10 protein-coding genes are annotated in these 14,013 nt (G+C 61.0%); 8 read left to right on the forward strand and 2 right to left on the reverse strand.

The annotated features are described in order from the left end of the window. The first annotated feature begins 392 nt into the window (after positions 1–392). The 6 genes from ACFOW6_RS05575 (at position 393) to ACFOW6_RS05600 (ending at position 9,137) form a co-directional block, all read left to right on the forward strand. Positions 393–1,802: a TolC family outer membrane protein gene (locus ACFOW6_RS05575; RefSeq protein WP_382421351.1), complete on the forward strand. Its 1,410-nt coding sequence runs from the start codon at positions 393–395 to the stop codon at positions 1,800–1,802. A 68-nt stretch (positions 1,803–1,870) separates the two neighbouring features. Continuing rightward, positions 1,871–4,054, forward strand: coding sequence for a type I secretion system permease/ATPase (locus ACFOW6_RS05580; protein WP_382421352.1), 2,184 nt, complete (start codon positions 1,871–1,873; stop codon positions 4,052–4,054). After that, positions 4,051–5,379, forward strand: coding sequence for an HlyD family type I secretion periplasmic adaptor subunit (locus tag ACFOW6_RS05585; RefSeq protein ID WP_382421353.1), 1,329 nt, complete (start codon positions 4,051–4,053; stop codon positions 5,377–5,379). The genes ACFOW6_RS05580 and ACFOW6_RS05585 overlap by 4 nt, the downstream gene beginning before the upstream one ends. A gap of 136 nt (positions 5,380–5,515) precedes the next feature. Beyond that, positions 5,516–6,226 (forward strand): transglutaminase-like cysteine peptidase, encoded by a 711-nt coding sequence (locus ACFOW6_RS05590; RefSeq protein WP_382421354.1) that lies wholly within the window; start codon positions 5,516–5,518, stop codon positions 6,224–6,226. Between the two features lie 26 nt (positions 6,227–6,252). Then, complete coding sequence (locus ACFOW6_RS05595) at positions 6,253–8,373, forward strand: HD-GYP domain-containing protein (RefSeq protein ID WP_382421355.1); 2,121 nt, start codon at positions 6,253–6,255, stop codon at positions 8,371–8,373. Between the two features lie 41 nt (positions 8,374–8,414). Then, a complete protein-coding gene (locus ACFOW6_RS05600; RefSeq protein WP_382421356.1) occupies positions 8,415–9,137 on the forward strand; it encodes a ribbon-helix-helix domain-containing protein in 723 nt (240 codons plus the stop codon). A 28-nt stretch (positions 9,138–9,165) separates the two neighbouring features. On the opposite strand, the gene ACFOW6_RS05605 is transcribed toward ACFOW6_RS05600, so the two are convergent. Then, positions 9,166–9,516 (reverse strand): hypothetical protein, encoded by a 351-nt coding sequence (locus ACFOW6_RS05605; RefSeq protein WP_382421357.1) that lies wholly within the window; start codon positions 9,514–9,516, stop codon positions 9,166–9,168. A 264-nt stretch (positions 9,517–9,780) separates the two neighbouring features. On the opposite strand from ACFOW6_RS05605, the gene ACFOW6_RS05610 reads away from it, so the two are divergent. Continuing rightward, on the forward strand, positions 9,781–10,848 hold the full coding sequence (locus tag ACFOW6_RS05610; RefSeq protein ID WP_382421358.1) for a lysylphosphatidylglycerol synthase transmembrane domain-containing protein: 1,068 nt from the start codon (positions 9,781–9,783) through the stop codon (positions 10,846–10,848). Then, positions 10,835–13,048, forward strand: a complete 2,214-nt coding sequence (locus tag ACFOW6_RS05615) for a glycosyltransferase (protein ID WP_382421359.1) — start codon at positions 10,835–10,837, stop codon at positions 13,046–13,048. The genes ACFOW6_RS05610 and ACFOW6_RS05615 overlap by 14 nt, the downstream gene beginning before the upstream one ends. 19 nt (positions 13,049–13,067) lie before the next feature. On the opposite strand, the gene ACFOW6_RS05620 is transcribed toward ACFOW6_RS05615, so the two are convergent. Beyond that, positions 13,068–13,976, reverse strand: coding sequence for a DMT family transporter (locus ACFOW6_RS05620; protein WP_382421360.1), 909 nt, complete (start codon positions 13,974–13,976; stop codon positions 13,068–13,070). Between the last annotated feature and the right edge of the window lie 37 nt (positions 13,977–14,013).

Raw genomic sequence — 14,013 nt, forward strand, 5'->3', positions numbered from 1 at the left:
GCGCCATGATGTGATATTCAGGGGGTTCCCTGTTGGCGCGTCCTAAGACGTTGTTAACCTTTGTCTGACTAGGCTGTGGCATTCTGGCCATAGTGGCGGGGAATACTTGGTAAAAATTTATGAAAATAAATGTTCAAAAGCATCAATCTCTTGAATAGGTCTGAGAGTATGTTAGAACCTGACGGGCTAACGCAAAAGTAGGAGAAGGTGGTCAGAACTACCGCCTTATACGACAAATCATCCCTTAAGCGCGAACATGATACGGGCGCACGGGGAAATGTCGCAAACGGCTGATTTCAAACGTTTTATGTTTTAAGTTATGAGCACGTTAAGCGAGTGTTGCACTTAAAGTATTTGTCTGGGGACCGAGTAGCTCTTACGAGGAGGGGGCCATGTCAGGAAAATCTTTCAAACCGGCGCTACGCGCCATGCTTTTCTGCGGAGCGGCGGCTGTTTTGGCAGCGCCATCCGGCAGTCTTGCCATGGGGCTCGAAGAATCAGTCCAGACCGCGCTGGCAACCAATCCGGAAGTCGGAGAGGCGATTGCCAACAAGGAAGCACGGAACTTTGAACTGGACCGTGCGCGCGGGAACTATTATCCGCAGGTGACGCTGGAGGGCCGCAGCGGCCCCGGTTACCGCGATACCCGCGCCAATGATGGCAACAAGGAGTGGCGCCTACGCAGCGAGGCTTCCGTGACCGTCCAGCAGATGCTCTTCGACGGCCACGCCACAGACAGTGAGGTCGAAGCCTCCGCTGCTCGGATCGATTCCGCGGCTCTGCGGGTCATGGAACGTTCAGAATTCATCGGCCTGGAAGTGGTGCGCATCTACATCGACATCCTGCGCCAGCAGGAGCTGGTGGAACTGGCACGCCAGAACGTGGATATCCTCGAAGGCATCTATGCCGATGTGGCAGATCGCGTGCAAAGCGGTGCTTCCAGCATTGCCGACCAGCAGCAGGCCGACGAGCGTGTCCAGAATGCGCGCTCCCTAGTGGTGGACTACGAGCGTAGCCTGGAAGAGGCGCAAATCACCTTCGAGCGTCTGGTGGGCCAACCGCCGCAGAACCTGGCGGACATACAGAGCGGTCCCCAGGGCATGCCGCGGTCTCGTGAGGAGGCCGTGCAGGCCGCTCTTGAGAACAATCCCAGCATCCAGTTCGCCCGTGCCGACCTGGATGCCGCCTATGCGGACTGGGAGGCTGCCAAGGCGCCTTTCTATCCGGAGGTCAGCCTGGTTGGAACGGCGCGGGCCGGTTACAACCTGGATGATACGGAAGGCAAGAACAACGACCTGTCACTGCAGCTGGTTGTCAGCTATCCGCTGTTCACCGGGGGCATCGATACGGCCAACCGGGAAATCGCGGTCCGCGAGATCAGCCAGGCACGTGAAGCCCTGTTGAACCAGCAGCGCGAGGCCAAGGAACTGGTTCGCCAGTCCTGGAGCACAGTGATGGCCAATCAGCGCCGCATCGAAATTCTGCGCGACCAGGTCGTCTCCAGTGAGCAGGTCCGCAACTCCTATCGGGATCAGTTCAGCATCGGGCAGCGTACGCTGCTGGACCTGCTGGACTCCGAGAATGAACTCTTCAATGCCCGGGTCTCACTCGCGACCAGCGAATATGCCGAGATCTTCGCCCGCTACCGCGTTTTGGCGGCATCTGGACGTCTTCTCGAAACCCTGGGGGTTCAGCCGCCGAAGCAGGCCCAGCAGTTTGCTCGGGAAGAGGCGTCTGTTCCCGAGACTCCGGAAGAGGAGACCATGTCAAGGCAGGAGCCACGGTGGCTTCAGTCGGATTAAACATTGTGATCAGAATCCCCGCCAGGACGGCGGGGATCTGCGCCTAGAGAGAGTGTACGGCGCGATAGATGGTTCATGATTCAAGTCTTCAGCAGGAGCGGGTCGAGGCAGCCGAGGTTCAGCAGGGTGTCATCGACCCACTGCTGGAAGCCCTTGCCTTTTTAAGCAAATATCATCACAGACCCACTTCGCGCGATGCCTTGGTGGCAGGACTGCCGCTGGACAACGGACGCCTGACGGTCGAACTGTTTTCCCGCTGCGCGGCCCGTATCGGGCTTAGCGCACGCATCGTGCGTCGCCCCCTCAAGGCCATTCCGGATTTCGTGCTTCCGGCCGTCCTGCTGATGAAGGACGGAGAGTGCTATATCCTCTCCGGCTGGGGGGAAGGCGATCAGGCAGAGGTCGTCGTGCCCGAAAGCGGTGCCGGTACCACCATGGTGCCGCTGCAGGAGCTCGAGGAAGACTATCTCGGCTATGCGATCTACGTGCGTCCGGAGTACCAGTTCGACGCACGCATGAAGGAGGACGAGGATGAGCGCCCGCAGAACCGGTCGTGGTTCTGGGGCACGCTGGCCCGTCTCTGGCCCGTCTACCTTCAGGTCATAGGCGCAGCCGCCATCGTGAACGTTCTGGCCATTGCCTCGCCCCTGTTCGTCATGAACGTCTATGACCGTGTGCTGCCCAACCAGGCCTTTTCCACCCTCTGGGTGTTGGCGGCCGGCATGGGCATTGCCATGTTCTTCGATTTCCTGCTGCGCAACCTGCGAGCGGCCTTGATCGACAATGCCGGGCAACGAGCCGACGTGCTGCTGGCCAGCCGACTCTTCGAACAGGTTCTCAATATACAGATGAAGGTCCGTCCGGGGTCCACCGGCGCCTTTGCCAACCACTTGCGGGAATTCGAGACGGTTCGTGACTTCTTTACGTCGTCGACCCTGGCTTCGCTCACCGACCTGCTCTTCGTGGGGCTGTTTCTCTTCATCATCTGGATGCTTGGCGGCCCGCTGGTCTATATTCCGCTGGCAGCGGTGATCCTGGCCCTTGTCACGGGCTTCTGCATCCAGTTTCCCCTCAATTCCGTCGTCCGCAAGACCCACAAGGAAGCAGCCCAGAAGCACGGCATCCTGGTGGAGACCCTGAGCGGTCTGGACACGATCAAGGTCGCCGGCGCCGAAGGGCGCATGCAGCGCTCCTGGGAGCAGTTCGTGGGGAGCACATCGCGGACGGCACAGCGCTCGCGGTTGTTCTCCAACCTCGGCGTAAACATGACCTCTTTCCTCCAGCAGGGCACGACCGTCGGCATTGTCATCTATGGCGTCTACCTGGCCTCGGAAGGCGAGATGAGCATGGGGGCCATCATCGCCTGCGTCATCCTGGGCGGACGTGCCGTTGCGCCGCTGGGCGGCATGGCCAACACCCTGTCCCGGATGAATCAGTCCATCGTCGCCCTGAAGACCCTGGACGGCATCATGAAGCTTCCGGTCGAGCGGCCGGTCGACCGGCGCTTCGTCAGTCGTGGGCGCATGAACGGGGAAATCGAGTTCCGCGGCGTGAGCTTCACCTATCCGGAAGCCCGCACCCAGGCGCTGCGCGAGGTATCCTTCCGGGTGCAGCAGGGCGAGCGCGTCGGGGTGCTGGGGCGGATCGGCTCCGGCAAGACCACTGTGGGGCGCCTCTCATCGGGGCTGTATGAGCCAGACGACGGGGCTGTGCTGCTGGACGGAACGGATCTGCGCCAGATCCATCCGGCGGATATCCGCCGCAATGTCGGTTTCATGATGCAGGACGTGACGCTGTTCTACGGAACGGTGCGCGAGAACATCGCGCTGGGGTTTCCCCAGGCGGACGATGCACTGATCCTGCGGGCCTCGAAACTGGCGGGAGTGGACGACTTCGTCGGGGCTCATCCGGATGGCTATGACATGGTCATCAGCGAGCGGGGCCAGAACCTGTCCGGCGGTCAGCGCCAGGCGATTTCGCTGGCGCGCGCCCTGTTGACCGACCCTCCGACCCTCGTGCTAGACGAGCCAACAAGCGCCATGGACGTGGCCTCGGAACAGGCAATGATCGGTCGCCTGAAGGAGGTTTTGGATACGGGGCGCACACTGATCCTGGCGACACACAGGACCAGCCTGCTGAACCTGGTGGATCGCCTGATCGTCCTGGATCGGGGCCGGTTGGTGGCGGACGGTCCCCGCGATGAAATCATCGCCCGCCTGCGCGGCGGCAAATTCAGGGTGGAGGAGCAATGAGCTCGGTCCGCTGGAAAGATTACGATTACGCGAAGGAGGTCAAGTCAGCCCTGCATCAGGGTACGCGCCGCTCGACCCAGATCTTCCTGTTCGTGATTATTGCACTGATTGTGACGGGGGTTGTCTGGGCGGCCAATGCCACGGTCGACGAGATCACGCGAGGCGATGGTCGAGTCATTCCCTCCAGCCAGCTGCAGAAGGTGCAGAGCCTGGAAGGCGGCAGCGTGCAGGAAATCCTGGTTGAGGAAGGCGATCTGGTGGAAAAGGGACAGACCCTTCTGAAGATCGACGACACCAGCGTTTCCTCCAATCTTGGCGAGTTGATGGAGGAGCGTCGCGCTTTGCGTGGCCGAATTGCGCGCCTGGAAGCCGAGGTCAAGGATCAGGAGGAGATCGAGTTTCCCGAGGACATCGTGGAGAACGATCCGGAGACTGTACAGAACGAGCGCGAGCTTTTCGAAGCCCGGAAGAAGGAGCTCGAGGCCGAGATAAGCATCGCCCGCCAGCAGGCGCGTCAGCGCGAACTGGAACTCAAGGATCACAAGCGGCAGGAGGATGCCCTGCGCGAAAGCCTGGAACTGGCACAGGAAGAGCTCGCCATGAACCAGCCGCTTGCTGAGCGCGGCGTGGTGCCGCGCGTGGAGATCCTGCGTCTGCGCCGCGAGGTGAACGATCTGGAGAGCGAACTGCAAGGTGCGATCGACGCCCAGCCTCGGGCAGAGGCGGCCCTGGAAGAGGCCCATGAGCGGATCCAGAACATCTATCTGCGCTTTCGCTCCGAAGCCCAGCAGGAACTCAACAACCAGAAGAGCGAGCTGGCCGTCATCGAGGAGAGCCTGAAAGCGGCCCGGGACCGCGTGGTGCGCACCGATATCACCGCCCCCGTGGACGGAGTGGTCAATGCCCTGAACGTCAACACCATTGGTGCCGTCGTCCAGTCCGGCGAGGATATCGTCGAGATCGTGCCGGTGGATGACAAGCTGCTGATCGAGGCACGTATTCGGCCCAAGGATGTGGCCTTCCTGCGCCCCGGGCTGGAGGCCACGGTGAAGCTGACCTCCTATGACTACTCTGTTTATGGCGGCCTGAAAGGCGAGATCACGCGCATCGGTGCGGACACCCGCATCGACGAGGAAACCGACGAACCCTATTACCGGGTCATCGTCGAGACGGAAAAGAACTACCTGGGAGAGCCGACGGATCCCCTGCCCATCATTCCCGGGATGGTCGCCAGCGTCGACATCATGACGGGCGAGAAGACCATCCTGGATTACCTGCTCAAGCCTCTGACCAAAGCGCGTCAGGAAGCCTTGACGGAGCGCTAGGAGGATGCCGCACAGCCTTTCGGGAGCCTTTTCGGACAGAATGCTGGGCTGTTTGTGCCTGGCATTCCTGCTCTCGGCGTTGGCGTCCTCCGTCTACTTGCTGGCGGGAACTGACAGGCCTGCCTCATCTGCTTCAATGCGCTCCGCTGAGCCGGCTGGGAAGGCATCCTTCGAGGGCGGTGAGCGAAGGCCGGACGGACTTTCCTTCCCTTGGCCGGAAATCCAGCTGGCCCAATCGGGTGGGGGGAGTGACCTCAGCAGTCTTGCCAAGGGGCTGTTCGGAACGATCGAGTTCCGCTCCAGCAATCTCGAGGCTTTTCCGCAGTGGTTGCGGGTCCTGGATGAACTCGAGAGACTGGATGAACTCATTCGCCTGTGCGACGAAGAGAACGAATGTCTCAACAACCGATTCTCGGCCTGGCGGGCCCGCGTGAACTCCCTGGAGAACCGCCATCCACGGGCCCAGATGGATGAGCTCAATCGATTTATCAACGAGATCATGCCTTATCTCGAGGACTCTCGGGTCTATGGCCGCAGCGACTATTGGGCCGCACCCCAGGAATTCCTCAGGCATTCGGGAGATTGCGAGGATTACGCAATCCTGAAGTATGCCTCTTTGAAAGAGCTGGGCTTTCCCGAGGAGGACATGCGGATCGTCGTCCTCGAGGATACCCTGCGAGAGGTACCCCATGCCGTGCTGGCCGTGGATTATGAAGACGAAACCTTCATTCTCGACAACAATTTCTCCGTTGTACTGAACGACGACGAATTGCCTCAGTACGCACCCCAGTATTCCGTGAATGCGACCCATCGCTGGGTTCATATATCCCCGTCATCGGTCGAATGATCGCCCAGATGAAGTGAGTGAAGCTCATGACCCGCCGTACGAACACAACAGAACCCGATACACTCGCCCTTCTTGAGGGGGCGCCCGAAGAGGAGCGCATGCCCCGTCGCCTGCGGCGGACAGGGCTGCTTCTCGTGGCGGCGATCGTGATCATAGGAGTGGTGATCGCCGGCGTGGCCTACAGCCTGATCGAGCAGCGCGCTGAGGAAACCCAGGAGTCGATCCAGGAGCGGACCGGCATCCTGCTGGAAGGGCGCGCGGAAACCTTTCGGACCTGGCTCAACGGACGCCAGCAGCTTTCTCGCAATCTCTCGACGAACGAGTTCATTCGCGTCTTTGCGACGGAAACGGCCCTGAGCGATGAGGATCCGGCGGTGGACGCCGGCACCAGCGAGCAGACACGTTATCTCTCGCTCGTGCTGGATGACTTCGTGGCCCGCAATGCCGTGGAGCGCGCCTATATCCTGTCTGCTGAAGGAGAGGAGATCCTTGCCAGCGATTCGGCAGGCCTGTCCGAAGGGCAGGTCCAGGCGGCGCAACAGGTATCCGAAGACGGGGAGACCGTTATCCGGGGCGTTCGGGAAAGCGAGGGACGGCTGCTGATGGATATGCTGCAGCCCATCTTCGCGATCCAGGCCGAAAGCGGCGCACAGGACGAGGGCAATGGAGAGCGTGTGGTCGGCGTGCTGATGACCGTTCTGCCGGTGGCCGAGGACATGACGCGCCTGCTGGCCAATCGTCCTCTCTCGGACCCCGGTGAGGAGACACGCCTGATACAGTTTTCCGGGGACGGGCAGCCGCAGATCGTGGCGCCGCAGGAACCGGGACTGGTTCCGCTGGAAGACGGCGAAGGGCTCCTGCAACAAGAAGACGACGAAGCGGCCGCGCTGCCGTTTGCTGTGCGCTCGTCCGTTCGCGGAGACCAGGACGTCTACTCCCAGGGGCGGCAGGTGGACGGGACGCCCTGGGTGCTCGTCCAGGAGACAGATCTCAGCAGTGCCCTGGTGACGCAGGGTGAAGAACGCATGCAGATCATCCTGCTGAGCGTCCTGATTTTCAGTGTCATCTCGGCCTTCCTGATTCTCGTCTGGTTCCGCCAGAAAGGGGTCTTCGTTGCGGCGATGGCCGAGCAGTACCGCAGTCTGGCGTCACGCATCGAGGCCCATCGGAAGCTGCTTGCCGGGATCAACGATTCCATTCGCGAATGGATCGGCCTGAAGGACCGCGATGGGGTCTATGTCTATGCAAACCCCGCCCTGGCGCGTGCGGTAGGACGCCCGGAGGAGCAGATCGTCGGCACCAATGACGAGGCGGTTTTCGGATATCATACGGCACAGCGCCTGAAGGAGGATGATGCCGCGGCCCTGGCCGGTAAGGAGGATCCCGCCGAAGTGCATGACCTCTATCTTCAGGACGAGCTGAGACATGTGGAGATTTCGCGCGTACCCCTGAAGGGTGAGCACGGGGATATCGACGGAATCGTCCTGGTGGGCCGCGACATGACCCAGCAGATCGAGGAGCGGCGCCGGCGCGAGAAGGCGATGCTGCAGACTGCGGAAGCTTTCGACCGCCTGGTGGGGCGGATCGATCCCCATCTCAGCGGACACTCCGACCTGGTGGCTCGCCTGTGCGCCATGGTGGCCGAAGAGATGGATCTGTCCTCCGACGAGCGCCTGACGTTGCAGATCGCTGCCCATCTGGCACAGATCGGCAAGGTCCTGATCCCGGCTTCCATCGTGGCCAAGGAAAGCCGTCTGGATGCCCAGGAACTGGAAATCATGAACCGGCATATCGAATATGCCTCGGAAATCATCTCCGGGATCGACTATGATCTGCCGGTGAAGGAAACCGTCGAGCAGATGTACGAGCGCCTCGATGGCACGGGTTATCCACGCGGACTTTCCGGCGAGGAGATCGGCCTGCTGCCACGGATCCTGGCGGTGTGCGATGTCGTCGCGGCCCGCATCCGGCCGCGCTCCTACCGCGGACGCATCAGTCTTGCGGACGCGCTCGACATTCTGAGCGACAATACACACCGCTATGATGCGAACGTTCTCACAGCCCTCGACGAGGCCGTGCGCGACAAGGATACGGAGGCATTGTTGTCCCAGGATGCCGGGTCGGATAGCGGCGAAACGGAGTCCTGAGCCCCTGATCCCGGTTGCGGCCGAACGAAAAGGGTAGACGGATGAGTGATGCATCACCAGACGCCCAGGAGGCAACCGGGCGCAGACGTAAGGGACGCAAGACGCTCTACAGCGGTACGGCACCGGTCACCCGCGTGCTCCAGTACCAGGGGCATCGCCAGATCCTGCGTCTCGAGGGGGCCTTCTGGAACGTGCTGGAGACGATGGCACAGCGGCGCGAGGTTTCGCTGGGCAGGTTCGTGCACGAGCTTCTCGAGACCTGCGACAGCGATAACCTGACGTCCTATATCCGGTGCCTCTGCCTGTCGGAAGCTCTCTCGCTGGGCAGTCCGGATACCGATGCCGGAGACACGACGGCCCTGCGTCGCGCCCTGTCCGCCAGTCCCAGTCCCTGCTTGTTCATCTCGGCGGAAGGCCTCATCTTTTCCGTCAACCAGGCGGCGGCCGAGGTCTTCGGCGAGAAAACGGGTACCCTGATCGGCCAATATGCGCATCGCGTCCTGCGCTTCCATCCGCCCGATCTCTTCTCTCGTGCTGCCGAGCAGTCGCAGCAGGGAAGCGACAAGATGCTGCCGGGGCGTATGGTGCTGGCGATTCCAGGGCGGTTGATCACCGTTGCGGTGCGGGTCGTTCCCTTGCCGGGTGGAAAGGGGGACTGCCTGGTCTGGTTCACCTCGAACCCGCCGGCGAAGCTGAGCGCCGAACAGCTCCAGCGGCGCCGTCAGGCCCGGGACAGCTCCAGCACACCCCCTGCTGAAGGGTAGGGCGCATATCTGATTGGCGCTTGCGCTGTCAGATGAATTCGATCGTGGTCTCGGAATCGTAGTAGAGGGTGATGCCGTCGGCAAAGCGTGCGTAGGCCATGCCGGACACGTCCTGGCCGCCGTGGGTGACATGACTTTCTTCCAGGATTCCCTGTTCCGTCACCTCTCCGCCCTCCATGAGAATCAGGCTGCCCAGACTGTCTTCCAGGACGACTTCCCCCTTGCTGTCCGGCAGCAGGTCTTGCAGGGACAGGGTCATTGCCTCGACAGGATTCTGAGCGGACTCCGTGTTTGTGCCGAGTGGAAAAACGGGGATTTCCAACTCTCGGTCCTGGACGTTGTCGCCGACAAGTCTGTGCAGGTCATTGTTCTTGTTCATGGCGGTAAGGACTCGTTAACCCTGTCAGGTAAAGATAGGCCCCGGGTAATCCGAAGACAATGAAAGAGATGCCGGCCCTCTGCGGGCCGCCGTTCGGGTGCGATCGGACGGTGGAGTACGCGAGGATACGGACTCCCCCGCTTGCGAGCAGCCCTTCCTATAACGATTTTCCCGAAAAGCAACCCTCGTAAAATGCCGATCTTCTGTTATAGATCGGGCGCTTCGAGAAACTGGATTTCCCATGTATGACCTAGACAGGACAGTATGAGCGATCAGGATGTGAGTGCGCCCCGGAAGCTGCTGGTTTCCGGCCGGCGACTGCTGATTTTCTCGGGACTCTTCGCACTGCTGACCTTACTGGGTTTCTATGCCGTGTATGACCAGTTCGCCGGCCAGAAGCTGGTGTTCGACCCTCAGCTTCTGGCCTGGACCACGCTCCTGTCCATTGGCGGCCTTTTTATTCTCTATATCCTGTCCGACGGCTTGCGGCTCTATTTCACACTGCGCGCCCTGGGACAGAAGGTTCCCCTGGGACAGATCTTTCGCCTGGTTTTCATCAATATCTTCTTTTCCAACGTCACCCCCATGGCGACGGGCGGTGGTGTGGCACAGATCTGGTATCTTCAACGCCATGGCGTACGGATGGGAACGGCGACGGCGGCTACCACCATCCGAACCGTACTGGCCGTGATCTTCATCTTCTCGCTGACGCCGATCTTTCTGCTGACACTGGAGGTGCTTCATAACCAGGCGCTGATCAGTCGCATCAGTGGGGTCCTGGCGGTCCTGATCGTGCTCTATCTGGGATTTTTCGCGATCGTTCTCTTCCGCTCGCGCTGGCTGATCGGCCCGGTCTCGCGGACGCTGCGGATCCTGCGGCGGCTGCATCTGATCAGCGAAGAGAGGTATGTACGCTGGCAATACAGGTGCCGGCGCGAGATGCTGCGCTTTTCCTCCAGTTTCGCCATCTACCTGCAGGGCCCGAAGCTCCACATCCTCCTGTCCGTCTTCTTCACCTTCCTGTTCCTGATCAGCCTGTTCAGTTTTCCGGCTCTGATTATTGCCGGGCTCGGCTATCACGTGGACTATCTTGTCACGACCGGGCTGCTGGTGGTGACGACCTTTGTCATGTATTTTTCACCGACGCCTGGAGCCGCCGGAGTATCGGAAGGTCTGTTCGGCAGTTTCTTCAGCGGCATTCTGACGCCTGATCACCTGATTCTCGTGATCCTGATCTGGCGGTTGGTAACCGTTTATATCGGAATGCTGATCGGTCTTGTGATCATGCAGGTGGAGATCGCACCGGGGAAGAAAGCACGTGAGAAGACGTAGCCCGCTCAAACTGCTTTTCTATCTCAACGTCCTGATCGTCGCTTTCCTGGTCATCTACAAGGCGTACCTGAACTTCTTTCTCTCCGACTTCAATGCGGAGCATACGGAGCAGCTGGCCCAGCTGGAGGAACAGGTCGAGGGCAAGGACGCGTTCAGCTTTGCCGTTGTGGGCAATGCGAACAACTCCGTGGGAATCTTCGAGCGCAAGATCATTCCCATGCTCAACGAGTCCGATGTCGACTTCATGGTGTCTGCCGGGAATGCCGTAAGCGGCGGCGGGGAGGACAAGTACAGGGCCCTGTACGGCAGTCTCAGCCAGCTGGAGATTCCCTATCTTCTGACCTTCGGCGACAACGAGTACGACGACTTCGGCAGCTTTCGTTTCTACGAACATTTCGGGCCTCATTTCTACTCCGTCGTGGTCAACAACAGCCGCCTGGTGTTCCTCGACAGTACAGGCAAGACACCCTTTTCCTGGCAGTACCGCTGGCTGGAGGATCTCCTCGAAGGGGACGATTCCGATCATATTTTCGTCTTTGTCGGCCATCCCCTGTTCGAGGCCGAACAGGATGTACTCTTTGGCTCCGAAGGGGCGTACTGGGAGTCCGAGACCGCACGCCAGCAGCTGCTCGACCTGATCAACAGGTTCGGAATCGATGCGGTTTTCTCGGCCAATCTGCCACTGTACTCGAAGCAGCAGGTGGGCGAGACCGTCTACGTCACGACCGGTGGAGCGGGCGGTTTGATCCTGAACAACGATGTGAGTTTCTATCACTTCGTCCAGGTCAACGTGACACCCAAGGATTTCGAAGTCGAGCTGGTCCCCCTGGACGTCGGCCAGCATCCGGTCCTGAAACAGCTGGAGAGCATCTGGTTCTTCATCTATTCGCTGTTCTACGTCGGCTATCAGAACTTCATCCTGATCGTCAGCGTTCTGACCCTGATCGCGATCCGCCTCTACACGAGGATCTTCCTGGACCGGAGCTACTATCCGGATTTCGACATCGATCCGACTCCCTGGCTGGACAAGCCGCTTCGGATCGCGATGTTCACCAACAACTACCTGCCCTTCATCGGCGGCGTTCCGATCTCGATCGCGCGGCTGCGGCGCGGCCTGGATGCGCTCGGGAACAGCACACTGGTCATTGCGCCGCGCTATTCCGCGGATATGGGACAGGAAGAGAATACCTTCCATGTGCCCTCCCTGCTGCCGGTCGGCCGGAAACGGGAATTCCGCATGGCGAACATCTTCCTGCCCAGAATTCGCCGCCGCGTGCGGGAGTTCAAGCCGGACGTGATCCACCTGCATCATCCCTTCTGGCTGGGCTCGCTCGGGCTTTTCATGGCCAGGCGCATGCGGATTCCCGCCATCTACACCTATCACACGCGCCTGGAGCACTACGCCCACTTCGTTCCGGTGCCGGGCCGGCTGTTCCGCAACTTCATCTCTCATGCCGTGGTCAAGCGCTTTGCCAACAAGTGCGATGGGATCATCGTGCCCACCTCCTCGGCCGAGGAGTACATGCGCATGATCGGCGTAAAGCGCGATATCTTCGTACAGCCCACCGGCATCGAGTACGAACGATTCCAGGAGGCCGATCAGGACGCGGTCCAGTCCCTGCGCGAGAAGCTGAACATCGGGCGCAACGAAATCGTCCTCATGAGCGTCTCCCGCCTGTCGCTGGAAAAGAACATCGACTTCATGCTCGATGCCCTGGCCGATTTGCGGCAGCGCATCGACCAGCCCTTCCGGCTGCTGCTGCTCGGCGAAGGCGACCAGCACAATCGGCTGCAGAAACGGCTGGAGGAACTGGGACTGGCGGATTGCTGCATGCTGGTGGGCGGTGTGCCGCCCGAGGAGATGCCGCTGTACTATAGCCTCGGCGACCTGTTCGTCTTTGCCTCCAAGTCGGAAACCCAGGGCATGGTGATCCTGGAGGCGATGGCCTCCGGCCTGCCGGTTGTGGCTGTACGCTCCAGCGGCATCGATGATGTCGTGCGCCAGGACTACAACGGCTACAAGACCCGCGAGGTGCGCGACCAGTGGCGCGATGCCGTGGCGCGCCTGATCCAGGACAAGGCCCTGCGTCGAACGCTCGGCGCCCAGGCACGCGAATTCGCGCGTGCCTATTCCGTGGAGCACTTCGCCCAGGAGGTGAAGACGGTCTATGCCAAGGTGCTGGCTTCTCTGGAGCGCTAAGACGGCCCGGATCAGGTGGTCAGGATGGGGTGCTGCCGGATACGACGTCCAGGCGTGCGCGCTGCGGCTGTCGTGACATCAGGACCATGCCGCAGAGCACGAGGAAAACGCCCAAGCTGTGCCCCGACGTCACGGGTTCGTCCAGGACAAGGGCCGAGCCCAGGGCCCCCAGCGGGGGCACCAGGAAGGCATAGAGCGAGGCGAAGTTCGCTCCGGCCCGCGCCACGAGCAGGTAATATCCCAGGTAGGCCAGGCCCATGCCCAGTACCCCTTCGCCGGCCAGGGCCCAGACGGTGCCGCTGTAATCCGTTTCCAGCGGCTGTTCAATGGCGAAGGCGGCCAGGAACAGGGCGATGGCGCCGAACAGGATGGTCCAGGCGGTCAGGGCGTACTTGTCCAGGTCCTTTGACTGCCGGGCGACGAAGATGCCGTTGAGGGCGAACACGACCCCGCCCGACATCATGATCAGCATGCTGAAGAGCTCATCGGTGTGGTTGGCCAGGTGATGCCAGCCCACGAAAGTGATCAGGCCGAGCACGGCCAGCGGCACGCCGAGCAGCCGCAGCGGGGAAAAGGGCGTCTCGCGGGTGACGAAGGTGGTCAGCAGGAAGGTGGTCACGGGCACGGTCGTCCCCAGCACGGCCGCCAGTCCCGGCGTGATCCGGTGCTCGGCGATCACCACCGAGAGATTGGGCAGGGCGATTGCCGTCAGCCCCATGACGACCGGAACCCAGGCACGCACGCGCAACGGCTGCATGAGGGGCCGTCGCAGGGCGTAGCGCACGCCGGGCAGGATCACGACAGCAGCGATGGCCGTCATCATGGCGGTGGCCGTGATCGGCGGAATCTCCTTGGCGCCGCTGATGAAGAGGTAGCTCGTCGACCAGGCAAGCGAGGTGGCGAAGAGAATGAGGACGTTGGTGATCATGGGTGTTCCAGGTGGAAGCCGTGCGATGGCCCGGTCA

Origin of the sequence: Fodinicurvata halophila, from assembly GCF_042651425.1 — a bacterium.
GTDB classification, from domain to species: Bacteria; Pseudomonadota; Alphaproteobacteria; order Kiloniellales; family DSM-21159; genus Fodinicurvata; species Fodinicurvata halophila.

Bases quoted from the DNA above. Each gene is read 5' to 3' on its own strand.
- ACFOW6_RS05575 (WP_382421351.1), top strand. From the start codon at position 393: ATGTCAGGAAAATCTTTCAAACCGGCGCTACGCGCCATGCTTTTCTGC.
- ACFOW6_RS05580 (WP_382421352.1), top strand. From the start codon at position 1,871: ATGGTTCATGATTCAAGTCTTCAGCAGGAGCGGGTCGAGGCAGCCGAG.
- ACFOW6_RS05585 (WP_382421353.1), top strand. From the start codon at position 4,051: ATGAGCTCGGTCCGCTGGAAAGATTACGATTACGCGAAGGAGGTCAAG.
- ACFOW6_RS05590 (WP_382421354.1), top strand. From the start codon at position 5,516: ATGCGCTCCGCTGAGCCGGCTGGGAAGGCATCCTTCGAGGGCGGTGAG.
- ACFOW6_RS05595 (WP_382421355.1), top strand. From the start codon at position 6,253: ATGACCCGCCGTACGAACACAACAGAACCCGATACACTCGCCCTTCTT.
- ACFOW6_RS05600 (WP_382421356.1), top strand. From the start codon at position 8,415: ATGAGTGATGCATCACCAGACGCCCAGGAGGCAACCGGGCGCAGACGT.
- ACFOW6_RS05605 (WP_382421357.1), bottom strand. From the start codon at position 9,516: ATGAACAAGAACAATGACCTGCACAGACTTGTCGGCGACAACGTCCAG.
- ACFOW6_RS05610 (WP_382421358.1), top strand. From the start codon at position 9,781: ATGAGCGATCAGGATGTGAGTGCGCCCCGGAAGCTGCTGGTTTCCGGC.
- ACFOW6_RS05620 (WP_382421360.1), bottom strand. From the start codon at position 13,976: ATGATCACCAACGTCCTCATTCTCTTCGCCACCTCGCTTGCCTGGTCG.